The sequence below is a fragment of the Streptomyces sp. NPDC007095 genome (genome assembly GCF_040634475.1).
Taxonomy (GTDB): Bacteria; Actinomycetota; Actinomycetes; order Streptomycetales; family Streptomycetaceae; genus Streptomyces.
Window position 1 is genome coordinate 17077 of the sequence record NZ_JBEYFS010000088.1, and the last position, 26183, is coordinate 43259.

General features: G+C 71.1%; 23 protein-coding genes and 4 pseudogenes. 23 read left to right on the forward strand and 4 right to left on the reverse strand.

Annotated elements, in window-relative coordinates:
• Positions 1-145: 145 nt before the first annotated feature.
• From ABZ656_RS27760 to ABZ656_RS27825, 14 genes are all read left to right on the forward strand, one after another.
• Complete coding sequence (locus ABZ656_RS27760; RefSeq protein WP_101407461.1) at positions 146-2167, forward strand: beta-galactosidase; 2022 nt, start codon at positions 146-148, stop codon at positions 2165-2167.
• Between the two features lie 153 nt (positions 2168-2320).
• On the forward strand, positions 2321-3883 hold the full coding sequence (locus ABZ656_RS27765) for a glycosyl hydrolase 53 family protein (RefSeq protein WP_360271168.1): 1563 nt from the start codon (positions 2321-2323) through the stop codon (positions 3881-3883).
• 166 nt (positions 3884-4049) lie between these two features.
• Complete coding sequence (locus tag ABZ656_RS27770; RefSeq protein ID WP_101407459.1) at positions 4050-4304, forward strand: ArsR family transcriptional regulator; 255 nt, start codon at positions 4050-4052, stop codon at positions 4302-4304.
• A 256-nt stretch (positions 4305-4560) separates the two neighbouring features.
• The gene (crcB, locus tag ABZ656_RS27775; RefSeq protein WP_360271171.1) at positions 4561-5037 is read left to right on the forward strand and encodes a fluoride efflux transporter CrcB; all 477 of its coding nucleotides are present in this window, start codon (positions 4561-4563) and stop codon (positions 5035-5037) included.
• Positions 5034-5408, forward strand: coding sequence for a DUF190 domain-containing protein (locus ABZ656_RS27780; protein WP_101407457.1), 375 nt, complete (start codon positions 5034-5036; stop codon positions 5406-5408). The genes crcB (ABZ656_RS27775) and ABZ656_RS27780 overlap by 4 nt, the downstream gene beginning before the upstream one ends.
• 2 nt (positions 5409-5410) lie before the next feature.
• Positions 5411-5785 carry a fluoride efflux transporter CrcB gene (gene crcB, locus ABZ656_RS27785; RefSeq protein WP_101407456.1) on the forward strand — a complete coding sequence of 125 codons (375 nt, stop codon included), beginning with the start codon at positions 5411-5413 and terminating at the stop codon, positions 5783-5785.
• A 93-nt stretch (positions 5786-5878) separates the two neighbouring features.
• Positions 5879-6715 carry an undecaprenyl-diphosphate phosphatase gene (locus ABZ656_RS27790; RefSeq protein ID WP_101407455.1) on the forward strand — a complete coding sequence of 279 codons (837 nt, stop codon included), beginning with the start codon at positions 5879-5881 and terminating at the stop codon, positions 6713-6715.
• A gap of 170 nt (positions 6716-6885) precedes the next feature.
• Positions 6886-7563 carry a FadR/GntR family transcriptional regulator gene (locus ABZ656_RS27795; RefSeq protein ID WP_101407454.1) on the forward strand — a complete coding sequence of 226 codons (678 nt, stop codon included), beginning with the start codon at positions 6886-6888 and terminating at the stop codon, positions 7561-7563.
• Positions 7560-9008 (forward strand): amino acid permease, encoded by a 1449-nt coding sequence (locus ABZ656_RS27800; RefSeq protein WP_101407453.1) that lies wholly within the window; start codon positions 7560-7562, stop codon positions 9006-9008. The genes ABZ656_RS27795 and ABZ656_RS27800 overlap by 4 nt, the downstream gene beginning before the upstream one ends.
• Positions 9009-9016: 8 nt before the next feature.
• On the forward strand, positions 9017-10024 hold the full coding sequence (locus ABZ656_RS27805) for an asparaginase (RefSeq protein WP_101408432.1): 1008 nt from the start codon (positions 9017-9019) through the stop codon (positions 10022-10024).
• Positions 10025-10281: 257 nt separating this feature from the next.
• Positions 10282-11700: an aspartate ammonia-lyase gene (gene aspA, locus ABZ656_RS27810; RefSeq protein ID WP_101407452.1), complete on the forward strand. Its 1419-nt coding sequence runs from the start codon at positions 10282-10284 to the stop codon at positions 11698-11700.
• A 33-nt stretch (positions 11701-11733) separates the two neighbouring features.
• Positions 11734-12681, forward strand: a complete 948-nt coding sequence (locus ABZ656_RS27815; protein WP_101407451.1) for a glutaminase — start codon at positions 11734-11736, stop codon at positions 12679-12681.
• Positions 12682-12895: 214 nt separating this feature from the next.
• Positions 12896-14308, forward strand: a complete 1413-nt coding sequence (gene mptB, locus ABZ656_RS27820) for a polyprenol phosphomannose-dependent alpha 1,6 mannosyltransferase MptB (RefSeq protein WP_101407450.1) — start codon at positions 12896-12898, stop codon at positions 14306-14308.
• On the forward strand, positions 14305-15690 hold the full coding sequence (locus ABZ656_RS27825) for a glycosyltransferase 87 family protein (RefSeq protein WP_360271175.1): 1386 nt from the start codon (positions 14305-14307) through the stop codon (positions 15688-15690). The genes mptB and ABZ656_RS27825 overlap by 4 nt, the downstream gene beginning before the upstream one ends.
• A gap of 11 nt (positions 15691-15701) precedes the next feature.
• Here the strand turns inward: ABZ656_RS27825 and ABZ656_RS27830 are convergent.
• The 3 genes and pseudogenes from ABZ656_RS27830 to ABZ656_RS27840 form a co-directional block, all read right to left on the reverse strand.
• A pseudogene (locus ABZ656_RS27830) lies at positions 15702-16583 on the reverse strand (serine hydrolase); the annotation flags it as partial.
• 124 nt (positions 16584-16707) lie between these two features.
• Entirely contained in the window at positions 16708-17850 is a 1143-nt protein-coding gene (gene rho, locus ABZ656_RS27835) for a transcription termination factor Rho (RefSeq protein WP_360271177.1), read from the reverse strand.
• Between the two features lie 285 nt (positions 17851-18135).
• Positions 18136-18966, reverse strand: coding sequence for a class I SAM-dependent methyltransferase (locus ABZ656_RS27840; protein ID WP_360271179.1), 831 nt, complete (start codon positions 18964-18966; stop codon positions 18136-18138).
• A 159-nt stretch (positions 18967-19125) separates the two neighbouring features.
• On the opposite strand from ABZ656_RS27840, the gene ABZ656_RS27845 reads away from it, so the two are divergent.
• The 7 genes and pseudogenes from ABZ656_RS27845 (at position 19126) to ABZ656_RS27875 (ending at position 24496) form a co-directional block, all read left to right on the forward strand.
• The gene (locus ABZ656_RS27845) at positions 19126-20385 is read left to right on the forward strand and encodes a cytochrome P450 (protein ID WP_101407446.1); all 1260 of its coding nucleotides are present in this window, start codon (positions 19126-19128) and stop codon (positions 20383-20385) included.
• Between the two features lie 78 nt (positions 20386-20463).
• Positions 20464-21308: pseudogene (locus tag ABZ656_RS27850) on the forward strand (SDR family NAD(P)-dependent oxidoreductase).
• Between the two features lie 97 nt (positions 21309-21405).
• Positions 21406-21744 (forward strand): annotated as a pseudogene (locus ABZ656_RS27855) (VOC family protein); the annotation flags it as partial.
• A gap of 40 nt (positions 21745-21784) precedes the next feature.
• Positions 21785-22042, forward strand: coding sequence for a hypothetical protein (locus ABZ656_RS27860; protein ID WP_360271181.1), 258 nt, complete (start codon positions 21785-21787; stop codon positions 22040-22042).
• Between the two features lie 122 nt (positions 22043-22164).
• The gene (locus ABZ656_RS27865; protein WP_101407444.1) at positions 22165-22902 is read left to right on the forward strand and encodes a nuclear transport factor 2 family protein; all 738 of its coding nucleotides are present in this window, start codon (positions 22165-22167) and stop codon (positions 22900-22902) included.
• Entirely contained in the window at positions 22899-23240 is a 342-nt protein-coding gene (locus tag ABZ656_RS27870) for a YciI family protein (protein WP_168506197.1), read from the forward strand. Before ABZ656_RS27865 ends, ABZ656_RS27870 begins: the two co-directional genes overlap by 4 nt.
• Complete coding sequence (locus tag ABZ656_RS27875; protein WP_360271183.1) at positions 23237-24496, forward strand: RNA polymerase sigma factor; 1260 nt, start codon at positions 23237-23239, stop codon at positions 24494-24496. The genes ABZ656_RS27870 and ABZ656_RS27875 overlap by 4 nt, the downstream gene beginning before the upstream one ends.
• Before the next feature lie 35 nt (positions 24497-24531).
• Here ABZ656_RS27875 and ABZ656_RS27880 read toward each other — a convergent pair.
• Positions 24532-24992, reverse strand: a pseudogene (locus ABZ656_RS27880) (SDR family oxidoreductase); the annotation flags it as partial.
• A 12-nt stretch (positions 24993-25004) separates the two neighbouring features.
• On the opposite strand from ABZ656_RS27880, the gene ABZ656_RS27885 reads away from it, so the two are divergent.
• The gene (locus tag ABZ656_RS27885; protein WP_360271188.1) at positions 25005-25343 is read left to right on the forward strand and encodes a hypothetical protein; all 339 of its coding nucleotides are present in this window, start codon (positions 25005-25007) and stop codon (positions 25341-25343) included.
• 62 nt (positions 25344-25405) lie between these two features.
• The gene (locus tag ABZ656_RS27890; RefSeq protein ID WP_360271185.1) at positions 25406-26098 is read left to right on the forward strand and encodes an alpha/beta fold hydrolase; all 693 of its coding nucleotides are present in this window, start codon (positions 25406-25408) and stop codon (positions 26096-26098) included.
• Positions 26099-26183 lie beyond the last annotated feature (85 nt).

Consider the following 26183-nt stretch of genomic DNA (forward strand, 5'->3'; position numbering starts at 1 on the left):
ACCGTGCCATGCTTCTGTGAGCGTTCACAGTAGAGAAACATCCCGGACACTTGTCAATGGTTGTTGCTGTGCGGTTATGTTGGGATCGCGCCGCTGATCGAGTGTGTGCACGTTCCCAAATGATCGATTAAACGGGAGAAGATCCATGCCGGAGACCACACCCAAGGGCCTCACCAGGCTCGCCTTCGGTGGGGACTACAACCCCGAGCAGTGGCCGGAAAGCGTCTGGCGCGAGGACGTCCGGCTGATGCGCGAGGCGGGGGTCACGATGGTGAGCGTCGGGATCTTCTCCTGGGCGCTGCTCGAACCCGCCCGGGGGACTCACGACTTCGGCTGGCTGGACCGACTGCTCGACCTGCTGCACGAGAACGGCATCCGCGCCGACCTCGGCACCCCGACCGTCGCGCCGCCCGCCTGGTTCTACCGCGAGCACCCCGAGGCGCTGCCGGTGGCCGCCGACGGCACCCGCTACGAGTTCGGCTCGCGCGGCGCCATCTGCCACAGCAACAGCGACTACCGCGCCGCCGCGGCGAGCATCACCACCGCACTCGCCACCCGGTACGCCGGCCACCCCGCGCTCGCCCTGTGGCACGTCCACAACGAGTACGGCGTCCCCGTCTCGGCCTGCTACTGCGCGTCCTGCGCCGCCCACTTCCGGCGCTGGCTGGCCCGCACGTACGGGAGCGTGAACACGGTCAACGAGGCCTGGGGCACCGCCTTCTGGGGCCAGCGCTACGCGGACTTCGAGCAGATCAACCCGCCGCGCGTGACCCCCACGGTCGGCAACCCGGCCCAGGCCCTCGACTACAAGCGCTTCGCCGACGAGACCATGCGCGAGAACTTCGTCGCCGAGCGGGACATCCTGCACCGCCTCGCCCCCGGCATCCCGGTCACCACGAACTTCATGACCGCCCTCAGCCAGTGCGACTCCGTCGACTACTGGGCCTGGGGCCGCGAGGTCGACCTCGTCACCAACGACCACTACCTGATCACCGACGGCCGCCGCACCCACGTCAACCTCGCGATGGCCGCCGACCTCACCCGCTCCGTCGCGGGCGGCGCCCCCTGGCTGCTGCTCGAACACTCCACGTCCGGCGTCAACTGGCAGCCCCGCAACCCCGCGAAGGCCCCGGGCCAGATGGCCCGCAACTCCCTCGCGCACGTGGCGCGCGGCTCCGAGGGTGCCATGTTCTTCCAGTGGCGGCAGTCCCGGCGCGGCGCCGAGAAGTTCCACTCGGCGATGGTGCCGCACGCCGGCACCGACTCCCGGGTCTGGCGCGAGGTCGTCGAACTCGGCGCGTCCATCGACTCGCTGACCTCGGTCAAGGGCAGCCGCACCGTCGCCGACGCGGCCGTGCTGTGGGACTGGCATTCCTGGTGGGCGCAGGCTCTCGACTGGCGCCCCAGCGAGGACCACGACCCGCGCGAGCGCGCCGACGCGTTCTACGAGGCGCTCTACGACCGCCACCTCACGGTGGACTTCGCTCACCCGGAAGCCGACTTGTCGGCCTATCCCCTTGTCGTCGTCCCCGCCCTCTACCTGATGACCGAGGCCGCCGGGAACAACCTCAGGGAGTACGTCGAGAACGGCGGCACCCTCGTCGTCTCGTATTTCTCCGGCATCGTCGACGAGCACGACGCCGTGCACGAGGGTGCCTACCCCGGCGCGCTGCGGGACGTGCTCGGCCTGACCGTCGAGGAGTTCTCACCGCTCCTGAAGGACGACCGGGTCCGGATCACCGGCCCCGACGGCTCCGAGCTCACCGGCGACGTCTGGACCGAGTTCGTGGTGCCGCGCGGCGCCGAGCCCGTGTGGACGTACGCCGACGGACTCACCGCGGGTCACCCGGCGGTCACCCGCCACCGCCTCGGCGCGGGCTCCGCCTGGTACGTCTCCACCCGCCTCGGCGCGCAGGGCCTGGACGCCCTGATCGGCTGGGCGTCCGACGACGCGCGGATCGCGCCGCGCGCCGACCTGCCCCGCGATGTCGAAGTGGTGCGCCGCAGCGGTGAGTCGGGCACCTTCCTGTTCGCGATCAACCACTCCTCGTCGGACGCCAAGGTGCCCCTGGACGCGGCCGGCACCGAGCTGCTGACGGGCGAACGCGCCGCGGGCCGCCTCGCGCTGCCCGCGGGGGCCGTCCGGGTCGTACGACTCGACGGCTGAGCCGACGGCCGTCCGGGCCTCAGGACCCGGCGGCCGAGCCGAACTCCCCTCCGCCCGTGAGTGCCACGAGAGCCGCGGGCGGAGGGGGCGCCCCCCCAGAGCCACTCCGGGGGCACCCCCATTCCCATCACGTCGAAGGGACGACGGACGAAGATGTTCCATCCCAGACGCACCCTCAGGGCCCTGTTGCTGCCGCTCGCGGCCGGGCTGGCCCTCACCGCCCTGCCCGCGCAGACGGCACAGGCGGCGAGCACCCTCACCAACGCCGGATTCGAGGCCGACGGCGCCGGCACGGCCACGCCCGCCGGCTGGTCGGAGTACGGCGACACCGGCGCCTCCTACGTGGAGGCCGGGGGCCACGGCGGTGGTTACCGCCTCACGCAGTACTCCTCCGCCGCCTACAAGGTGGAGACGTACCAGTACCTCTCCGGACTGACCAACGGGAACTACCGGCTCACCGCCTGGGTGCGCTCGGGCGGCGGCCAGAACTCCGCCTATCTCGCGCTGAAGAACTGCGGCGGCACCGAGCAGCGCACCGACCTGCCGGTCTCCAGCAGCGGATGGATACACCTCGTCGTCCCCGTCGCGGTGACCGGCAACCAGTGCACGATCAGCATCAACTCCGATGCCAACGCGGGCAACTGGATCAACGTCGACGATCTGACGTTCGCCTCCGGCAGCGCCACCGGGCTGTCGGTCAAGGGCTCCGACATCTCCTCCCTCGCCAAGAGCGAGGCGCTCGGCGGCGTCTACAAGACCAGCTCCGGCACCACCGGTGACGCGCTCGCCATCCTCAAGTCCTCCGGTATGAACTACGCGCGCCTGAAGGTCTGGGTGAACCCCGCCGACGGCTACAACAACAAGACGCGCGTCCTGGCGATGGCCAAGCGCATCAAGGCGCAGGGCATGAAGCTCCTGGTCGACTTCCACTACTCGGACACCTGGGCCGACCCCGGCGCCCAGACCAAGCCGGCCGCCTGGGCGGGCCACTCCTACAGCCAGCTGAAGACGGACGTCTACAACCACACGTACGACGTCCTCAACGCGCTGAAGGCGCAGGGCACCACCGCCGACATGGTCCAGGTCGGCAACGAGATCAACGGCGGCATGCTGTGGTCCGAGGGCTCCACCGACAACTGGTCGCAGCTCGCCGGGCTCCTCAACTCCGGCTACGACGCCGTCAAGGCCGTCAGCTCGTCGACGACCGTCGCGCTGCACCTCGCCAAGGGCGGCGACCTGGCCGGCACCCGCTGGTGGTTCGACAACGCGGTCTCCAACGGCGTGAAGTTCGACGCCATCGGCCTGTCCTACTACGGCTACTGGCACGGCCCGCTCTCCGACTTCCAGACGACCCTGGACGACGCGGCCGCGCGCTACGGCAAGCCGGTGTTCCTGGCCGAGACGGCCTACCCCTTCCGTCTCGACAGCGACGACTCGCTCGTCAACCAGATCGACACGACCGGTGAGCTGGTCTCCGGCTACCCGGCCACCACCGCCGGACAGTCCGCGTGGCTGCGGGACGTGATGAACGTCGTGGAGGCCGTCCCGAACGGCCGCGGCCTCGGTGTCTTCTACTGGGAGGCCACCTGGACCGCCGTCACGGGCAACGGCTGGGACCCGACCGATGCCGCGTCCGGCAACGGCTGGGAGAACCAGGCGCTGTTCGGCTTCGACGACAAGGCGCTGCCCGCCATGTCGCAGTTCGGCCACCGCTGATCAGCCACCGCCGATGACATGAGGACCCGGCTGCCGAGGCGGCTGGGCCCTTGTGCTGTCCAGGGACTTCCGGGCCGTGCGAAGACCCGGAAGTCCCGTGCGTGCCGCCCCGGGCTGCGGGACAGCGGTGACACAGCGCCACCATCACGAAGAGCAGGGGGACGAGATGCTGAGGGTTCCCGTCGGCGGGCGACGCCTGGACATCCTGGAGTGGCTGCGGGACCCCGCCGCGCACTTCCCGCCCGAGCGCCACGGCTGTCTCGTCGACGGCGTCGACGCGGCCACCCTCGCCACCAAGCTCGGCGTGAGCCACGCCGTCGCCCGCACCCACCTCGACCTCCTCGTCGGGGTCGGGCTGCTGCGCGCGAGAAGGGTCGGGCGGCGCACGCTCTGCCGCCGCGACGAGTACCGCATCGCCTAGGTCCGCACCCTGTTCGAGAAGGGCTGGTAGGTCGGGGAGGGGAAGCGGGGGAGGGGCAGCGGGGCCGCCGCGCTCCCCGGTCGAGTGTGCGAGGACGATGGGGTCGGCGTTACCCTGTTCAGCGGCCGCGATCATGTGTCGCGGCGCGGCGGTGGGGCCCGCCGTACCCGAACCGCGGCGCTGATGCCGCCAACGGTCCCTACTTGCGATGAGGTGTGCCCGGGGGCCCGGGCCAGGCGAGTAGGAGAAGTACGTCATGACAGTCCCGCATCCCGAGCGCGTCGGCGAGCCGGGTGCCGCCGCACGGCCGGCCCCGCGCCCCACGTCCCCCTGGCACGGCCAGGCCCCGGTCGTGGCGATGGTCTCGCTCGGCGGAGCCATCGGCGCCACCGCCCGGTACGGGGCCGCGCGGCTGTGGCCGGTGGAGACGGGCGGGTTCCCCTGGACCACGTTCTGGGTCAACGTCATCGGCTGCGCGGTGATCGGCGTCTTCATGGTCGTCATCACGGACGTGTGGGCGGCCCACCGACTCGTGCGGCCCTTCTTCGGCACCGGTGTGCTGGGCGGGTTCACCACCTTTTCGACGTACGCCGTGGACATCCAGAAACTGGTCGACTCGGGCCACCCCGGAACCGGCCTCGCCTATCTCGTCGCGACTCTGTGCGCGGCGCTCACGGCGGTGTGGCTCGCGGTGACCGCGACCCGCCGCGCCCTGGTACGGAGGCGGCGATGACACGGCTGACGGGCAGCGCACTACGGGTGACGATCTTCATCGGCGAGAACGACATCTGGCACCACAAGCCGCTCTACACGGAGATCGTGCACCGCGCCCACGCGGCGGGCCTGGCAGGCGCGAGCGTCTTCCGCGGTATCGAGGGCTTCGGCGCCTCCTCCCTGATCCACACCTCACGGCTGTTGTCACTGAGCGAAGACCTGCCGGTGGCGATCGTCATCGTGGACACCGAGGACCGCGTCCGTGCCTTCCTGCCCCAGCTCGACGAACTCGTCGGGGAGGGGCTGGTGATCCTCGACGACTGCGAGGTCATCAGATACGCAGGCCGAGACGCCGAATCCGGCAAAACGGGCAAGAAAGGTAAGAGATAGTTGTGAACTGGCTGCTGGTGATCGTCGGCGGAATGGTCGGCGCACCGCTGCGCTATCTGACCGACCGTGCGGTGCAGACCAGACATGACACCGTCTTCCCCTGGGGCACCTTCGCGGTCAACGTCGTCGGCTGTCTGATCCTCGGTCTGCTGACCGGCGCGGTCGCCGCGGGGGCCGCGGGATCCCATCTTCAGCTGTTCCTCGGGACCGGCCTGTGCGGGGCGCTGACCACGTACTCGACGTTCTCGTACGAGACACTACGGCTGACCGAGACCGGCGCGGGGTTCTACGCTGCGGCCAGCGTGCTCGTGAGCGTGACGGCCGGGCTCGGCGCGGCGTTCGCGGGTGTCTCGTTCGCCCAGGCGTTGTGGGCGTAGGCACCGGACGTCACCCGCGCATAGTAAGACTGTCTACAGCACTGTCGACCAATCCTCCTCACCACCAGCCCCTCAGACCTAGAACTGGATCCCATGAGCGTCATCAACGTCGGTCAGGCCGTCGTCCTCGGAGTCGTCGAGGGAGTGACCGAGTTCCTCCCCGTCTCCTCCACCGGCCACCTCAAGATCACCGAGGGGCTGATGAACATCCCGGTCGACGACAAGGCCGTCGTCGGGTTCTCAGCGGTCATCCAGGTCGGCGCGATCGCCGCCGTACTGGTGTACTTCTTCAAGGACATCGTGCGGATCGTCTCCGCGTGGGGCCGGGGGCTGCGCGACCGCGAGGAGCGGCAGCACCACGACTACAAGTTCGCCTGGTGGGTCATCTACGCCACCATCCCGATCGTGATCGTGGGCCTCGCCGCCAAGCCGCTCATCGACGGACCGCTCGCCTCCCTGTGGGTGGTCGCGGGCTCGCTGATCGTCGGCAGTGGTGTGATGTGGGCGGCGGACCAGATGGGCCGGCACAAGCGCGGTGAGGACGACACGTCCTTCAAGGACGCGATGCTGGTCGGTTGTTCGCAGATCCTCGCGCTGCTCTTCCCGGGCTTCTCGCGCTCCGGCGCCACGATGTCCACCGCGCTGATCCTGGACCTGGACCGGGTCGCCGCCACCCGGCTCTCCTTCTTCCTCGGCATCCCCGCCCTCACCGGCGCCGGTCTGTACGAGCTGAAGGACGCCCTGGGTACGGGGGTGGGCGCCGCGCCGCTCGCCGTCGGCACGATCGTCTCCTTCGTCGTCGCCTACGGGTCGATCGCCTGGCTGCTGAAGTTCGTCGCCAAGCACTCCTTCAATGCCTTCGTGATCTACCGGATCGTGATCGGTCTGGCACTGTTCGGGCTGCTGGCGAGCGGGACCCTCGCCGGCTGATCGCGGAAACGGCAGCTCACAGGGGGTGCGAAGCCGGTTTACAGGCTTCCCACCCCCTGAATGTTTCTTTTCACTCCCCTTGACAGCCCCCTCTTGTCACCCGCAGGATCACCCCCGTGAACCTGTCAGACAGCCAGACAGGTGGATCGGTACCGCGGCGCGTCAGCGCCATGGAAGCGGTGCTCACCCACCTTCGCGGCGCCATCGAGCGCGGCGAATACGCCATCGGTGACAAACTCCCCTCCGAAGCCGAGCTGTGCCGCCGCCTGGAGGTCAGCCGGCCGGTGCTCCGGGAGGCGCTGCGGGCCCTGCAGGTGATGGGCCTGACCGTGTCCCGTACGGGCAAGGGCACCTTCGTGGTCGCCAACACGGTCGAGGACCCCACTTTCGGCGACTACGCGGCGAGTGACCTGCTCGAGGTGCGCCGCCACGTCGAGATCCCGGTCGCCGGTTACGCGGCGGTGCGCCGCACCCCTGAGAACCTCGACCACCTGGCCCATCTGCTGGACCGGATGGAGCGGGAGACCGACACCACGGCGTGGGTCGCGATGGACACGATCTTCCACATCGCGGTCGCCGAGGCCTCGCAGAACCCGGTCTTCCGCAGGGTGATCGAAGAGATCCGGGACGCGCTGGCCCGCCAGTCCGCCTTCCTCAACGAGCTCGGCGGGCGGCGCGAACAGTCCAACCGCGAGCACCGGGCGATCGTCGAAGCGCTGATCGACGGCAGTGAACACGACGCGGTGGAGGCGATGTCCCATCACCTCGACCGCGTGGAGACCACCCTCACCGACATCGTGCGCCCCGCGCGTACGGACATCCCCACGGAAGGCGGACCCGAGGCGTGAGCGAGCAGTCCCTCAAAGACGAGGCCACATCGGCCGGCGAACCGGCCGCGCACGTCGACGCCGGAGACGCGGGTTACAGCAAGTCGCTGAAGTCCCGGCATGTCAACATGATCGCCATCGGCGGTGCCATCGGCACCGGACTCTTCCTCGGCGCGGGCGGCCGGCTCGCCGACGCCGGCCCCTCCCTCTTCGTCGCGTACGCGGTGTGCGGCGTCTTCGCCTTCCTCGTCGTGCGCGCGCTCGGCGAACTCGTCCTGTACCGGCCGTCCTCCGGCGCCTTCGTGTCGTACGCCCGGGAGTTCCTGGGGGAGAAGGGCGCGTACGTCGCCGGCTGGATGTACTTCCTGAACTGGGCCACCACCGGGATCGCCGACATCACCGCCGTGGCCGTCTACACCCACTACTGGGGCATGTTCTCCGACATCCCGCAGTGGGTGATCGCGCTCATCGCGCTCGCCGTCGTCCTCACGGTGAACCTGATATCCGTACGCATGTTCGGCGAACTGGAGTTCTGGTTCGCGATCATCAAGGTGAGCGCGCTCGTCGTCTTCATGCTCATCGGCATCTTCCTGCTGGTCACCCAGCACCCGGTCGACGGCACCACCCCCGGCCCGTCCCTGATCACCGACAACGGCGGAATCTTCCCCAACGGCCTGCTGCCGATGCTGCTGATCATCCAGGGCGTCGTCTTCGCCTACGCCTCCGTCGAGCTGGTCGGTGTCGCGGCGGGCGAGACGGAGAACCCCGAGAAGATCATGCCGAAGGCGATCAACTCGATCATGTGGCGCGTCGGTCTGTTCTACGTCGGATCGGTCGTCCTGCTCTCGATGCTGCTGCCCTGGAACAAGTACAGCGCGGGCCAGAGCCCCTTCGTGACCGTCCTGTCGAACATCGGCATCCCGGCGGCGGGCGGCGTGATGAACCTGGTCGTGCTCACCGCGGCCATGTCGTCCCTCAACTCCGGCCTCTACTCCACCGGCCGCATCCTGCGCTCCATGGCGATGTCGGGTTCCGCGCCCAGGTTCACCGGCGTGATGAGCCGCAGCCAGGTCCCGTACGGCGGCATCCTGCTCACCAGCGGGATCTGCGTCCTCGGTGTCGGCCTCAACTTCGTGGTTCCCGCCGACGCCTTCGAGATCGTCCTGAACTTCGCCGCCATCGGCATCCTCGCCACCTGGGGCATGATCATGCTCTGCCATGTGCTGTTCTGGCGGAAGACCCAGCGCGGCGAGCTGACCAGGCCGAGCTACCGCCTGCCCGGCTCCCCGTGGACCGAGATCGTGACGATCGGCTTCCTCGTCTCCGTCCTCGTCCTGATGTACGCCGACGGGGGAGCGGGGCGCACCACCGTGCTGTGTCTGCCGCTGATCGCCGTGGCGCTCGTCGCCGGGTGGTACGGGGTGCGCCGCCGGGTCTCCGGCATCCGTGACGGAGTGGACGCGTGAGCACGAGCATGACGTACGCCGCTTCGATCGCCGCCGCCCCGGTGATCCGCGAACCCCTGCACGCTCCCGTCGCCCAGCTCGTCCGCGGCGGAGTCGTCGAAGGCGTCCACTACGGCTCGGTGGTCGTGCTGGCCGCCGACGGCGGCGTCGATCTCCAGATCGGGGACATCGAGGCCGCGTTCCACCCGCGCTCGGCGCTCAAGCCCGTCCAGGCGGTGGCGATGCTGCGGGCGGGACTGCCGCTGGACGGCGAGCTGCTCTCGCTGGCCGCGGCCAGTCACTCCGGCGAGGAACGGCACCTCGCCGGGACCCGGCGGATCCTGGAACTGGCCGGCGTCACCGAGGACGACCTGCGCAACGTGCCCGACCTGCCGTACGACCCGGTCGTGCGGGACGCCTGGATCCGCGAGGGGCGGCTGCCGTCCCGGCTCGCGCAGAACTGCTCCGGCAAGCACGCCGCCATGCTGATGACCGCCCGGCTCAACGGCTGGTCCCTCGACGACTACCTCGACCCGGGCCACCCCCTCCAGCAGGCCGTCGCGGAGATCGTCGAGGATCTCACCGGGCAGGCGATCGCCCAGGTCACCGTCGACGGTTGCGGCGCGCCCCTCTTCTCCGTCTCGCTGCACGGGCTCGCCCGCGCCGCCGCCCGGATCACCACCGCACCGGCCGGCACCCCGGAGGCGCGGGTCGCCGACGCGATGCGTGAGCACGCCGAGATGGCGTCCGGCTCCGGCCGCGATGTCGCGGCGCTGATGCGGGCCGTGCCGGGGCTGCTCACGAAGGACGGCTTCGAAGGCGTCCAGATGGCCGCGCTGCCGGACGGCCGGGCCGTCGCCGTGAAGATCGCCGACGGTGCGGACCGGGCGCGGGGGCCGGTGGCCGCGGCGGCGCTGGCGCGCGCGGGGGTTGCCCCGGCGTTGCTCGCGGAGTTCGGATCCGTGCCGCTGCTCGGGGGCGGCGCCGTTGTGGGCGGGCTTCGCCCCGCCCGGGTGCTTGATCCGCTCACGGGCTGAGCGGCCTGCGACCAGTCGTGGGTGTGCGTCGCCGGGTGCGGGTCTGTCGTTGCTGGTCGCGCAGTTCCTCGCGCCCCTCGGATTCGTGGGGACCGGCCTCTTGCAGCGGGTGCGGGGCGGTTGCGGCTGGTCGCGCAGTTCCCCGCGCCCCTTGCGTCCGTGCGCCTCAGAGCCGGATCAGTGGCTCACCCCCGACCGGCCCGCCTCTACGTCTCACCCAATCCACCCTCACCCCTCCGAAAGAGGACCGTTCAGTCATGACCGTCGCCGCAGCGCACCGCAGTGAACACGATCTGCTCGGGGACCGTGACGTCCCGGCCGAGGCGTACTGGGGCATCCACTCCCTGCGCGCCACCGAGAACTTCCCCATCACGGGAACGTCGATCTCCGCCTACCCGCATCTGATCGAGGCCCTGGCCGCAGTCAAGGAGGCCGCCGCCCGTGCCAACGAGGAACTCGGCCTGCTCGAACCGGAGAAGGCCATGGCCATCGTCGCGGCCTGCCGGGAGATCCGCGCCGGCAAGCTGCACGACCAGTTCGTGGTCGACGTCATCCAGGGCGGCGCCGGCACCTCGACGAACATGAACGCCAACGAGGTCGTCGCCAACCGGGCGTTGGAGCTCCTCGGCCGTGCCAAGGGCGAATACCAGTACCTGCACCCCAACGAGGACGTCAACCTCGGCCAGTCGACCAACGACGTCTACCCCACCGCCGTCAAGGTCGCCACCGTCTTCGCGGTGCGCGAGCTGCTCAAGGCGATGACCGTGCTCCAGGACGCGTTCGCCGCCAAGGCATTCGAGTTCCGTGACGTGCTGAAGATGGGGCGTACCCAGCTTCAGGACGCGGTGCCGATGACCCTCGGGCAGGAGTTCTCGGCTTATGCGGTGATGCTCGACGAGGACCGCAGCAGGCTCGCCGAGGCCGTCGAGTTGATCCACGAGATCAACCTCGGCGCCACGGCCATCGGCACCGGCCTCAACGCGCCCGCCGGATACGCCGAATCCGCCCGCCGCCACCTCTCCGCGATCACCGGGCTGCCCCTGGTCACCGCGGCCAACCTGGTCGAGGCCACCCAGGACTGCGGCGCCTTCGTCCAGATGTCCGGCGTACTCAAGCGGATCGCCGTGAAGCTCTCGAAGAGCTGCAACGACCTGCGGCTGCTGTCCTCCGGGCCGCGGGCGGGCCTCAACGAGATCAACCTGCCGCCGGTGCAGGCGGGTTCGAGCATCATGCCCGGCAAGGTCAACCCGGTGATCCCCGAGGTCGTCAACCAGGTCGCCTTCGAGGTGATCGGCAACGACGTCACCATCACGATGGCCGCGGAAGCGGGGCAGCTCCAGCTCAACGCCTTCGAGCCGATCATCCTGCACTCCCTGTCCGAGAGCATCACCCACCTGCGCACCGCCTGCCTGACCCTCGCCGAGCGCTGCGTCATTGGGATCACCGCCAACACGGAGGTGCTGCGCGCCGCGGTCGAGAACTCCATCGGCCTGGTGACCGCCCTGAACCCGCACATCGGGTACACGGCGGCCACGGACATCGCCAAGGAGGCCCTCGCCACCGGCCGCGGCGTCGCCGAACTCGTCCTGGAGAAGGGCCTGTTGCCCGCCGAGCGGCTGGCGGCGCTGCTGCGGCCCGAGGTGATCGCGGGCAGCGGCACCCCGCAGGCGGTGTGACCCGGTGCGCACCCGGACCGGCCCGGCGGCACAATGGTGATCATGGCTGCTTCGTCGTATCCGTCCTCCCCGACCTTCCAGCCGGTCCTGGAGCGCATCGCCACCGAGATCGGGCAGACACCCGGCCGCGGGCGGCCCGCCGACTACATTCCGGCGCTGGCCGCCTGCGACCCCCGGCGCTTCGGCATGGCCGTGGCCGAGCTCGACGGCACGGTGTACGGCGTGGGGGACTGGCGACAGCCGTTCTCCACGCAGTCCATCACCAAGGTCTTCACGCTCGCCCTCGACCTGGCCCGTGAGGGCGACGAACTGTGGGAGCACGTCGGCCGCGAGCCCTCCGGCAACCCCTTCAACTCGCTGGTGCAGCTGGAGTACGAGAACGGCATCCCGCGCAATCCCTTCATCAACGCGGGCGCCCTGGTCGTGACCGACCGGCTCCAGACCCGTACCGGCGACGCGGCCGGCACCCTGCTGGCCTTCCTGCGTGCGGAGAGCGGCAACGCCGACCTCACCTTCGACAAGGAGGTGGCCGCCTCCGAGGCCACCCACGGCGACCGCAACGCGGCCCTCGCCCACTTCATGGCCTCGTACGGCAACATCGACAACCCGGTGCCGGCCCTGCTCGACCAGTACTTCCGCCAGTGCTCGATCGAGGCGTCCTGCGCCGACCTCGCCCTCGCCACGAGTTTCCTGGCCCGGCACGGCATCCGCGCCGACGGTTCCCGACTGCTCACCCAGAGCCAGGCCAAGCAGGTCAACGCGGTCATGCTGACGTGCGGCACGTACGACGCGGCGGGCGACTTCGCCTACCGCGTCGGCCTCCCCGGCAAGAGTGGCGTCGGCGGCGGCATCATCGCGGTGGTCCCCGGCCGCTGCACCCTGTGCGTGTGGAGCCCAGGTCTGGACGAGCGGGGCAACTCGGTGGCGGGCGTGGCGGCCCTGGACCGCTTCACCACGCTGACAGGGGTTTCGGTGTTCTAGGAGGGCCACGTCGTCTGCGGTGCTTTGCCAGGGGCGGTACGGGGGCGCCCCGTCAGGGGCGCGGGGCTGTGACGATATGCGGCTCCGCCGCGTGGGCGCGATCAGCCACAACGCACCCGCACCCGGCGACCCACCACACGGAGGTAACGCTACGGACCCCGCCGGGAAGGCACGACGTCGCCATCCGGCCACCCACCCTTGACACGCTTGCCAAGTGTTGGCCAAGGCTCCCCTCGATCTCCACCGCTGTCAGGCCCTGGGCCTGACCGGTACCGCCTTCCTCGCGCTCGGCGGTGAGACGGCCGGCGCCCTGCCCACGCGGGACTTCCTCGACCCCGGCTCCGCGCGTGCCGTACTCGGCGTGGTCGGGGTCTACTTCGGCGTCGTCCTGCTGATCGCCGCATGGGTACTGCTCGGCAAGGTCGTACGCGGTCCGCAGCCGCCGACGCCGCGCGCACTGCTGCTGGTGCTCGCCGCGTGGGCGGCGCCGCTGCTGCTCGCGCCGCCGCTGTTCAGCAGGGACGTGTACAGCTACCTCGCGCAGGGCGCCATGGTCGACGCGCACATCGACGTGTACTCCAACGGGCCCGCGCAGCTCGGCGGACCGCTCGCCGACGAGGTGGCACCGGTGTGGCAGCAGACCGCGACACCGTACGGTCCTGTCTTCCTCGCCGTCGCCTCCGCGCTGTCCGGCCTCACCCGCGGCGAGATACCGGCGGGGCTCCTCGGCATGCGGCTGGTCGCGCTGCTCGGCGTCGGCCTGATGGCGGCGGCGCTGCCCCGCCTCGCCCGGCACAGCGGTGCCGATCCGGCCGCCGCGCTGTGGCTCGGCGCGCTCAACCCGCTCGTGCTGCTGCACCTGGTGGCCGGTGCGCACAACGACGCCATCATGCTGGGGCTGCTCGGCGTCGGCCTGGTCGCCGCGCGCGGCAGATGGCACCTCCTGGGCGTCGTCCTCATCACCCTCGCCGCACTGGTCAAGGCGCCGGCCGTGCTCGGCCTGCTGGCGGTGGTGGCGCTGCGCGGGCGTCGCGGAGTACTGCGCACGGCCTTGACCACGACCGGGGTCGCGCTCGCCACCACGGCCGTGGTGACCGCCGTGGCGGGCACGGGGTACGGCTGGATCGCGGCCCTGAAGACCCCCGTCTCCCCGCACAACTGGTCGCCCACCAGCGTGCTCGGCGGCGCCACCGGCGCGTTGCTGAAGGATCTCGGCAGCGGCCTCGCCCCGCTGGCGATGCCCGTCTGGCACGCGACCGGGCTGGTGGTGACCGTCCTGGTCGTCCTGTTCATATGGCTGCGTCTGCGGCCGGGCCCCATCTACGCGCTGGGCCTGAGCCTGGGCGCGGTCGCCGTGTTCGGCCCCGCGATCCGGCCCTGGTACGCGCTGTGGGGCCTGTTCCTCATCGCCGCCGCGGCGCCCAACGGCTCGGTGCGCCACCGGGTCGCGGCGGCCAGTGCGGTACTCGCGCTCGCCGTACTGCCGAGCGGTGGCCCGCCGGACGTCGATCAGGTGGTGCTGGCCGTCTCCGGCGGTGCGCTCGCCCTCGTCGTGCTCTGGCAGGCCCATCAGACCGCCCGGGCCGAGGAGCCGGCGCGACCGCCGGTGCTGGGGCGGACGGCATGAGACATCTGGACACCGACGGCCGACGGCTGCTCGGCCTGCTCTCACTCGTCGTCGCGGTGGGCGTGTTCACCGCGACCGTGCCGCTGCTGCGCGACTGGTTCGATCTGCGCGTGTACTACGGCACCGTCGACGCCTGGGTCCACCACGGCGGCCGGATCTACGACTACTGGGTGCCGGGAACCACGTACGGATTCACCTATCCGCCGTTCGCGGCCCTGACCATGCTGCCGATGGCGCTGATCGGGCTGCGCACGGCGATCGCCGTCTCCGTGGTGCTCAATCTCGCGGCGCTGGCGGTCGTGGTGTGGATCCTGGTCGGGCCCGCGCTGCGCCGCTACGGCTGGTACGGCTGCGCCCTCGCGGCCTGTCTGCTGGCCCTGCTCGAACCGGTCCGCGACACCTTCAGCTTCGGGCAGGTCAACCTCCTGCTGCTGGCCCTCGTCCTGAGCGACGCCTGGCTGCTGTCCACCGGCCGGGGACGCCGGGCGGGCGTCGGCATCGGGCTGGCCGCCGCGATCAAGCTCACCCCCGCGCTCTTCATCGGCCTGCTGCTGCTCGGCCGCCGCTGGCGCGCCGCCGGGGTCGCGACGGCCGTCGCCGCGGCGGCCACCGGTCTTGCGTCCTGGGCTGCGCCGGACGCCTCGCGTTTCTACTGGTCCGAGGCGCTGTGGGACACCAACCGCATCGGACGTCTCGCCTATGTCTCCAACCAGTCGTTGCAGGGCGTTCTGGCCCGGCTCGCCGCACCGGGCGAACCGAGTCGGGCCGTGTGGGCGGCGGCCGCCCTGCTGATCCTGTGCGTGTGGGCGTGGCGGACCTCGTGGGCGCTGGCCGACGAGGACTGGACGGCCGCGTTCGCCCTCACCGGTCTCGCCGCCTGTCTCCTCAGCCCGATCACCTGGGTGCACCACCTCGTCTGGCTGCTGCCGTCCTTCGCCGTACTGCTGCACCGGCACCGTGCTCGGGTCGCGGCGGCCCTGTACGCGGTGCTGTGCAGCAGCGTGGTGTGGCTCTGGTTCGACGACTCCTCCGGCCTCGACGGATTCCTCGGCAGCAACACGTACACGTGGATCACGCTGGGGCTGCTGCTGTGGCTGCCGGCCGGTCAGTCGCGGGTGGCCCGCACGCCCTTGAGACGCAGGGCGTGGGCCACGCCGCCCGCGCCCAGACCCGCGGCGCCCAGGATCCCGGCCGTCTCCGGCCAGCCGCCGTCGGGGCCGTCCGCGGACCCGGTCCTCGCCTGTACGGGCGAGGCGCCCGCCGCCGGGACGGACCGGGTGTCGGGGAGCGATCCGACGGGTTCGACGTGTCCGGCGGCCGCGAAGCCCCAGTCGAGCAGCGAGCGGGCCTCCTCGTACACCGTGGTGCCGCCTCCCGCCTGAGGGTTCATCACCGTGACGACGAGGGTGCGACCGCCCCGGTGCGCGGCGGCGACGAGCGTGTTGCCCGCGTTGGTGGTGTAGCCGTTCTTGACGCCGATGAGGCCCGGATAGGGCGCCACCCCGTCGGCGCCGGTCAGCAGCCGGTTGGTGTTCTGGATCTCGTACGGGTATCCGTCGCCGGGGAAGGTGGCCTCGGCGGTGGAGCAGTAGCGCGCGAACTCCGGGTTGCGCAGGCCGGCCCGTCCGAAGACAGCGAGGTCGTACGCCGACGAGACCTGGCCGGGGGTGTCGTAGCCGTCGGGTGACTCGACATGGGTGTCGAGGGCGCCCAGCGAGCGGGCCTTGGCCTGCATCCGGGCCGCCGTCCGGTGCCAGCCGCCGTTCATCGCGGCCAGTACGTGCACGGCGTCGTTGCCGGAGTTGAGGAAGACCCCGCGCCACAGGTCGGACACGCGGTAGGTGTGGCCCGCGGCCACGCCCACCAGGCTGCTGCCGTCGCCGATGCCCTCCAGTTCCTCCTCCCTGACGGTGTGCTGGGTGCCGGCGGGCAGCGACGGGAGCACGGTGAGCGCGAAGAGGGTCTTGAGGGTGCTGGCGGGCGGCAGCTTGAGGTGCGCGTCGTGCGCGGCGAGCACCTCGCCGCTACCTGAGTCGGCCACCACCCACGACAGCGCCGAGATGTCCGGCAGCGCGGGAGCGTCGGACCGTGTGCGTACCTGTGTCCCGGCCCGCTGGAGGTAGGGCGTCTGGGAGGCCATGGGTCTCGGCAGGCCCGTACCGAGGCGGGCGAGAGCCGGACTCGGCGCGAGGGCCAGTGCTCCGGCCACACAGAGGGCGGAGCAGGAGAAGGCGGTCAGCGAGACGACCATGCGGGATGGGAATCCGATTGTCATACCGCAAACGTAGGAACGGAGTCGCGTTGCGCCATGGTGCCAGGCCCGAGCGAGGGGATGCAGTACCCGGATGCCACACGCGGGAGAGGTCCGGGAGGTCCCGCGCGGTGGATTCGGGGTCGGATCAGGCGGTGGGCAGGGTCGGCTGGACCTGACGCAGGAAGGTCGCGTTGTCCGGCGTGGCGCGCAGCCGCTCCAGGAGGGTTTCCAGCGCGGCCTGGGCGTCCCGGGTCTGCAGGGCGCGTCGCAGGCCACGGACGGCTGTCAACTCGGCCCCGGGCAGCAGCAGTTCCTCGCGGCGGGTGCCGGACGGGGTGATGTCCACGGCCGGGAACACACGCCGTGAGGCGAGGGTCCGGTCGAGGCGGAGCTCCATGTTGCCGGTGCTCTTGAGCTCCTCGAAGAAGTAGTCGTCGGCGCGGGAGCCGGTCTCGACCAGGGCGGTGGCGAGGATGGTGAGCGAGCCGCCCTCCTCGGCGAGGCGCGCGGCGCCGAAGAACCGCTTGGGGCCGTGCACCGCGGCGGCGTCGACGCCGCCGCTGAGGGTGCGGCCACCGGAGGCGGCCGCGTTGTTGTGCGCGCGGCACAGCCGGGTGAGCGAGTCCATCAGGATGACGACGTCCTCGCCCTGTTCGACGAGCCGCTTGGCGCGCTCGACGACGAGCTCGGCGAGGGCGATGTGCTGCTTCGGCGTCTTGTCGAAGGTCGAGGCGTAGACCTCGCCGCGGACGGAGCGCCGCATGTCGGTGACCTCTTCGGGCCGCTCGTCGAGGAGCAGCACGATCAGATGGCATTCGGGGTGGTTGCCCGCGACGGCGGCGGCGAGCTGCTGGAGCAGTACCGTCTTGCCGGTCTTTGGCGGAGCGACGATCAGACCGCGCTGACCCTTTCCGACGGGGGAGGCCAGGTCGACGACGCGCCCGGCCATGCCGCTCGCCGGGTGCTCCAGGCGGAGCCGGTCGCGTGGGTGCAGCGGGGTGAGGTCGCGGAAGTGCGGGCGGCGGCGTAGCTCTTCGGGGGTGCGGCCGTTGATCCGCTCGACCTCGGCGAGTGCGCGGGGTCCGCCGCGTACGCCTTCGACGGTGTCGCCCTTGCGCAGGCCGTGACGGCGGATCAGCGCGGCGGAGACCTGGACGTCGGTCGGCGTGGGCAGGCAGCTCTCGGCGGCGCGCAGGTACCCCTGCCCGTTGTGCGCGATGTCGAGGACACCGGTGGCGTGGGCCGGGAGCTGCTTCTGTACGGGAGGGTGTTCGAGTGTGGTGGTCATGAGAGAGGGTCCTTTCGAGGACGGATTCATGAGGCCATGAGGAAGGGAGGGGATGTGCCGGGGGAGACGGCGTGCTCACGCCTCCGTGCGGCGGGGAAGATCACCTGAAGGAGCTACGGGTGACCGTGCTCGGAAGGTGATGCGAAGAAGCTGGTCGCCCGGTCCGAAAAGCTACGGGCGTTTCAGCGAAAGAAAGAGACTCGGCACCGGCGCCCGAGACGGGGCGTACACAAGTGCTCACCGCAGACTACCACGGCTTGTGGCGCAGTGGTTGTGATCCGTCTCTCAGCGGCTCGCCAGGAGGCCGTACAGCAGCGGAATGCGCGGCTCGTCCTCCGGCAGGCGCCACCAGCCGGACGGTGTACGGACCATCTGCGGCCAGCGCGGCCAGGGAAGCTCCGCGCTCTCCCGGAGGCGGCGAATACCCAGTCCCGCTCCCGTCAACGCGTTGACGACCTCGTCCATTCCGTGCATCCACTCGTAACTGTCGGTCGCGCCCTCGACGGCCGGTCCGTCGGTGTACGTGTGGGTCGCGTTCCTGTGCACGGCGCCCCGGCCGCCCAGGTAGTCGTGGCGCAGCAGCAGTTCGGTGCCCTCGCCCTCGGCGGGCTTGGGGCCCAGCGCGTTGAGCAGCGGATGGAACTCGGCGATGTACAACCGCCCTCCCGGGCGCAGCAGTCGAGCGACGACAGCGGCCCAGCCGTCCAGGTCGGGCAGATAGCACAGGGCGCCCTTGCCGGTGTAGATCACGTCGAACCGCCGCCCGTCCAGGGCCTCGACGGCGTCGTACACATTGGCTCGTACGTACGTCACGTCGGCGCCCGCCCGTGCCGCGATGTCGGCCGCGGCCGTCACGGACGCCTCGGAGATGTCCAGGCCGACGGTGCGCGCGCCCCGCTCGGCGAAGGCGATCGTCTCGGTGCCGAGATGGCACTGGAGATGGAGCACGTCGAGGCCGGCCAGGTCTCCGAGGTCCTCCCACTCGAAGGCGGCGAACCAGCGCGCCGGGTCGGGCTTCTCGCCCAGCCCGTAGAACCGGCTGGCGAGATGGACGGGGGTCCGCGCGTCCCAGTTGGCCTGGTTGGCCCGCATCATCCGCTCGTGCTCGTCGGTCATGGAACCATCCAACCGTGGGCGGAGGTGGATCCGGGGCAAGAACCGCGGACCGGCGCGTACGCCATCGCTGTCGGTCACGCGGTCGAGCGGGCAGAATCCTTCGTCGTAACGGCTCGCGGCGCCTGCGCCCGACTCCCCACCCCCGCAAGGAGACCTCCGGTGGACACCTCTCCCGGCACGCCGCACCGCATGGACCCGGCCGGCGGCTGCCCGCACGCCGACAACGCGCGGCTGCTCGAGCGCGGCGCCGTCACGGCGGTGGTGCTGCCCGGCGAGGTGGAGGGGATGGCGGTGCTCGGGCACGAGGCCTTGAAGGAGTTCCTCGCGCATCCCGAAGTCGCCAAGGGCGCCGAGCACTTCACCGAGTTGCGGGAGGGGCGGATAGCGCCGGGGTGGCCGCTCGCGACCTTCGCGACCGTACGCGGGATGACGACGGCGGACGGTGAGGACCACCGTCGGCTGCGGTCGCTGGTGAGCAAGGCGTTCACCGCGCGCCGGGTCGAGGAACTGCGGCCCCGGATCGAGGAGTTGACGGCGGGACTGCTCGACGACCTCCGGGCCGCGGCCGAGCGGGACGGCGGAGTCGCCGATCTGCGGCGGCACTTCGCGATGCCGCTGCCCATGGGGGTCATCGGGGAACTGCTCGGAGTGGACGCGGAGCACCGCGACCGGCTGCACCACCTGTCGAACCAGGTGGTCGCCACCGACATCGGCCCCGAGAAGGCCCTGGCGGCCAACCGTGAACTCGTCGCCGTGCTCGCCGCCGTGGCCGTCGCGCGGGGCGAGCGGCCAGGCGACGACCTCACCAGCGCGCTGATCGCCGCCCGGGACGAGGAGGGCGACCGGCTCAGCCAGGAGGAGCTCATCGGCACCCTGGTACTGATGATCATCGCGGGGCACGAGACCACGCTCAACCTCCTCACCAACGCGGTGCGGGCGCTGTGCGGCCATCGGGACCAGCTGGAGCTGGTCATGAAGGGCGAGGGCGGGGTGGGCTGGGCGGATGTGGTCGAGGAGACCCTGCGCTGGGACGCGCCCGTCAGCTACTTCCCCTTCCGCTATCCGGTGCGGGACCTGACGGTCGACGGCACGGTGATCCCCAAGGGGACGCCCGTGCTGGCCGGTTACTCGGCGGCGGGGCGCGACCCGGCCGTGCACGGTCCGGACGCCGACCGCTTCGACGTCACCCGGCCCGGCAGGCCCGGCGCCGCCCGGCACCTCTCCCTCGGCCACGGCGCCCACTACTGCCTCGGTGCCCCGCTGGCGCGCATGGAGGCGACCATCGCCCTGGAGCGGCTGTTCACCCGCTTCCCCGACCTCGACCTCGCCGTGACGGAGGCGGAACTCTCCCGGCACTCCAGTTTCGTCGGCAACAGCGTGCGGGCACTTCCGGTGCGGCTCGGCACCTCTCACGGCTGACCGCGCGCATACCGCCGTACGACATCGCGCCGCATACCAGCCATACGACACCGCGATGCCCCTGCGCCGGCCCTTTTCTTGTTCTGGGCAACGGCCGTCCCTACGCTGCCGGCACCGCACACCGGCGTTAGTGGACAAGGGGCATGGCAATCATGGGTCGACTGGCCGGAAAAATCGCTTTCATCAGCGGAACGGGGGCCGGAAACGGGGCGGGCCGCGGCCCAGGTATTCGCCGCGGAAGGCGCCAACGTATTCGGCTGCGACCTCGATGCCGACGCCGCCGCGGAAACGGTGGAACTCGTCGAGAAGGCCGGCGGCGTCATGCGGTCCCTCGCCCCGGTGGACCTCTCCACCGAGGAGGGCGCCCGCGAGTGGATCGACGCGGGCATTGAGGCCCTCGGCGGGATCGCCATCCTCCACAACAACGCCTCCGCACTGCGGAACGGGCCGTTCGCGACCATGCCGGCCGAGGACTGGCACTTCACCATCAAGAACGAGCTCGACATCCCCTACTTCTGCACGCAGGCGGTCTGGCCGCACCTGATCGCCCGCGGCGGCGGAGCCGTCCTCAACGTCGCCTCGGTGGCCGCAGTCCGGGGCGCCCCCTTCATGCCGATGGTCCCGCACGGCGCCGCCAAGGGCGGGGCGCTGGCGATGAGCAAGCACCTGTGCGCGGCCGGCGCCCCGCACCACGTCCGGGTCAACACCCTCGCCCCGGCATGACCCGCACGGCCGCGACCGCGCCCTTCCTCGACGACCCCGCCGGACCGAAGGCGCAACTGGAGGCGCGGATCCCGGTGGGCCGGGTGGGCGAGCCCGAGGACATCGCGCGCGCCGCCGCCTTCCTCTGCTCCGACGAGGCGGCGTTCGTCAACGGCGCCAACCTGATGGTCGACGGCGGCGACAGCGCGATGGCGGGCTGAGCGCCGGTGAGCGTCCGACTCGACCACGTGGGCGTCAACGTACGCGATCTGCCCGCCCAAACCATCTGGTACCAGGGGGCGTTCGGGCGTACGCGATCTGCCCGCCCAAACCATCTGGTACCAGGGGGCGTTCGGGCTCAGGACCGTCTTCGGGTTCACCCTCGGAGGACCCGGTCTGAGCGCCGTCGTCCTGGAGCATCCGCACGGCTGGCGCGTCGAACTCCTCGCCAGGCCCGGATCCGCGCCGGGGCTGCGGGCCCCGGACCCGCTGACCGCCGCCCTCACCGAGGGATACAGACACTTCGCGGTCACCACCCCCGAACTCGACCCCGTCTACGCGGCCTTGGTGGCGCACGGAGCGGGCGAGGCCATGAAACCGGGTCCTTCCCCTGAATCCGGTATTCGCATGGCATGGGTCACCGACCCCGAGGGAAATCTCATCGAAATCGCGATGAGCGCCGCGTCCTGCGCCCCTGGTGGGCAAGCTCAACGGCGCGGACGCCGGCATGGAGGCCGCCGCGGGCCCGCTCGCCGTCGTCAACGCGGGCAGCGACAGCGCCAGGGCCGCCGCGCAGACCGCGCTCGGCCACGGCATGGCCCTCGGCGTGGTGATCTGCGGCTGCGCCTCCCTGCTCGGTGCGCTGGTCACCCTGCTGCTGGTGGTGCGCAAGAACACCGCCCGAGCGGCGGTCGGCGCCAGCGGTGAGCCGTCGGCGCGGACGGCTACCGCGTAGCGCGGATCTTCACGAAGGGGCCGGGACCCGGGCCCCGGCCTCTTCGTGTGCCCGGGGTGTCGATTCGGCGCGGTCCCGTTCGTCGGTGGGGTGTAGGAAGTTCATGAGCACCGGGAGGAACCATGAAGTACATGCTGCTGGTCTGCGGCGACGACACGGCCGACGCCTCCGGCATGGCACCCGTCGAACCCTGGGTCGAGGAGCTCGGCGCCGAACGGGGCGTGCGGCTGCACGGCCACCGCCTCAGCGATCCCGCCGACGCCGTCACCGTACGGGTTCGCGGCGGCGAGGTGCTGCGCACCGACGGGCCGTTCGCGGAGACGAAGGAGTACGTCGCCGGATACGACATCCTCGAGTGCGACAGTATGGAAGAGGCCGTCGAGGCGGCCGCCGAGCACCCCGTGGCATCCGTGGGGGCCATGGAGGTGCGCGCGTTCTGGGAGGACGAGGACGCCGAGGGGGAGATCCGCCGACTCGACGACGAGCTGACGGCGGCCTTCCGTGAGCGGGACGTCGACCGGTGGCTGGCCTGCTACACGCCGGACACGGAGGTGTTCCACCCGATGAGCGGCCTGGAGGAAAGCGGAACCGACGCCCTCCGCAAAGCCCAGGAGTGGTTCTACTCCACGGTGACCGGGCCCGTGCGCCGCGAGGTGCTCGCCTTCCGTCTCCGCGTCGACGAGAGCGTCGCCTTCAGCCACGGGCTCGTCCGGATCCGGGGCACGTTCACCACGGGCGAGCCGCTGGACAGCACAATGCGCGTGACGACCGGCTACCGTGCCGTGGGAGACCGTTGGCTGATCGCCCACGAGCACGCGTCGGTCCCGTTCGACGCGGGCATCGAGGAGGTCCGGTCATGAAGTACGTCCTGTTCATCTGCACCCCCGTCGGCGGCGAGGAGCTGAGCCCCGCCGAGATCGCCGACGACCCCCGCTTCACCTCGTACATCGACGAGGTCCGAAGCCGCGACATCGTCAAGGGCGGCGCGCGGCTGCGGCCGTCCACCGACGCCACCACCGTCCGCGTCCAGGGCGACGAAGTCCTGCTCAGCGACGGGCCGTTCGTGGAGTCCAAGGAGTACGTGGCCGGCTTCGACCTCATCGAGGTCGCCGACCTCGACGAGGCCATCGCGCTCGCGTCCCGGCATCCGGCGGCGCTGGGCGGCGGCTCGGTCGAGGTGCGGCCGGTCTGGGAGTGAGCGACATCGGTGACGTGGAGGCGGCGGTCGCCGCCGCCTTCCGCGAGGAATGGGGCCAGGTCGTCGCCACCCTGATCCGGGTGACCGGCGACTGGGACCTCGCCGAGGAGTGCGCGCAGGACGCCTTCGCGCAGGCCCTGGACCGGTGGCGGCGCGACGGAGTGCCGAGCCGCCCCGGCGCCTGGCTGACCACGACCGCGCGCCACCGGGCCCTGGACGTGCTGCGCCGCGAGGCGGTGGGGGCCCAGAAACTGCGGGAGGTGGCCGTGCTGGCGCGGGACGACGGGCCCTGCGACCCGGAATACGACGGCGACGACAGCGGCGTCCGCGACGACCGTCTGCGTCTGATCTTCGCCTGCTGCCACCCGGCACTCCCCATCGAGGCCCGGGTGGCACTGACCCTGCGCACCCTCGCCGGGCTCACCACCCCCGAGATCGCGCGCGCCTTCCTGGTGCCCGAGGCAACCATGGCGCAGCGCCTGGTACGCGCCAAACGGAAGATCCGCAACGCCGGCATCCCCTACCGCGTACCGCCCGCGCATCTGCTGCCCGAACGCACCACCGGCGTCCTCGGCGTGGTCTACCTGCTCTTCAACGAGGGATACGCCGCCACGTCCGGCGCCGATCTGGTGCGTACGAACCTCTGCGCGGAGGCCATCCGGCTCGCCCGTGTCCTGGCCCGCCTGATGCCCGACGAACCCGAGGTCCTCGGTCTGCTCGCCCTCCTGCTGCTGCACGACGCCCGGCGCGCCACCCGGGTGGACACGGCCGGCGAGCTGGTGACGCTGGAGGACCAGGACCGTACGGCCTGGGACAGGGCCGCCGTCGACGAGGGCGCCGCCCTCCTGGAGACCGCCCTGCGCCGCGGACGCCCGGGGCCCTACCAGATCCAGGCCGCCATCGCCGCCTGCCACACCACCGCCGCGACGGCCGAGGACACGGACTGGGCCGACATCGCCGCGCTGTACGGGGAACTGGCGCGTTCCGTGCCCTCCGCCGTGGTACGGCTCAACCGTGCGGTGGCGGTGGGAATGTCCGAGGGCCCGGAAGCGGGGCTGGCGCTCGTCGCGGAGCTGGAGCGGGAGGGCGAGCTGGACGGCTACCACCTGCTGGCCGCCACCCGCGCGGACCTGCTGCGACGGATGGGACGCCCGGCGGAGGCGGCCGAGGCGTACGACCGGGCGCTGGAGCTCGTGGAGAACGCGGCCGAGCGGCGCTTTCTGGAGAAGCGGCTCGCGGAGTGCCGATCGGCCTAGGACCCGTCCGCGGCGACCGTCCCCGGACCGGGCGGTCACACCGAGTCGAGCGCGTTGGCGATCGCCTTCACGCCGCCGTGCGCCGAGTAGCCGCCGTCCACGGTGATCTCGGCACCGTTCACGTAGGACGACTCGTCGGAGAGCAGGTACACGACCAGCGGAGCGACCTCCTCGCAGCTGCCCGGGCGGCCCTGCGGAGTCATCGAGAGGTGCGCCCGTGTGAAGACCGGGTTGGCCGTCGCCATCAGGGGGTCTCGATGTATCCGGGGTGGATGACGTTCGTACGGATGCCGCGCGGCGCCAGTTCCAGCGCGGCCACCTTCGACAGGCCCCGCAGCGCCCACTTGCTCGCCGTGTACGCGACCGCGTGATGGGCGGTGAGAGCGGCCACCGAGCCGATGTTCACGATCGAGGACCCGGGGGGCGTCAGCGGGGCGAGGGCCTGGACGCCGAGCATCGGGCCGGTGGTCTTCACCGCGAACGCCCGGTTCCAGTCGACGGCAAGAACATGGTCCTCACCTTCGAGGACTCGACCGTGCAGGGCGTCATCTCGGCCACGAGGGCCGAGCACCGCGTAAGCACGATCGACTCCTCGAACTTCTACGAGCTGGGCCAGGTCACCAACACCGTCCAACCCGCCGTCAACAACGGCGTGATCGTCCAGCTGAACAGCGGCTCGGCCTGGACCGTGACCGGCACCTCGTACCTGACCATGCTGACCGTCGCCGGCGATGCGGCGGTGCGGACGGCGAGCGGCGAGTCCCTGACCATGACGGTCGACGGCACGCCGACGGCCATCGAGGCAGGCGGCGACTACTCCGGCGCGATCGTCCTCACGGTCGGCTGAGCAGCCGGGGGCGTCCGAGGCCGAGGCCTGGCGGGCGATGACCGACGCATATCCTCTCCCGCATGGTTGATCGTCGTACGGTTGATGTGGGAGGGGTCCGGCTCGTCTGCCAGGTGCGGGGTGAGGAGTCCGCTCCGCCGCTCGTCCTGTTGCACGCGCTCGGCGAGGACAGCACCGACTGGGCCGAGGTGATGCCCGCCCTCGCCCGCGGGCGACGGGTGTACGCCCTCGATCTGCGCGGCCACGGACGGAGCGACTGGCCGGGGGAGTACTCGCTCGAACTCATGCGCGCCGATGTGCTCCGGTTCCTCGACGTGCTGGGACTCGGCACGGTGGACCTGATCGGACACTCCATGGGCGGGGTCGTGGCCCACCTGCTCGCGCAGGAGCGACCGGAGCGGGTGAGCCGGCTCGTCCTGGAGGACGTGCCGGTTCCGCGGCCTCGCGAAAAGGCCACTCCGACCAGGCCGGACGGAGAGCTCACCTTCGACTGGGACATGGTGTTGGCCATCAGAAGGCAGATCGACACGCCCGACCCGGCGTGGCTCGAGGGACTGAGCAGGATCACCGCCGACACACTGGTGCTGGCCGGCGGACCGGGCAGCCATGTGCCCCAGGGCGGCATCGCCGAGCTCGTCCGCCGCGTCCCCGGCGGGCGCGTGGTCACGATCCCCGTCGGACACCTCATCCACAGCGCGGCGCCTGAGGCGTTCACGGAGGCGGTGTGCGCGTTCCTGGACGAGGGCAGGCCCTAGGTCCTGTCGTCAAATTCCCGTCGTCCGCCCGGAGGGCGGGCCCTGCGGCGTCAGGTGCGTGCTCTCGGCGTGCCGGGCACAGGCC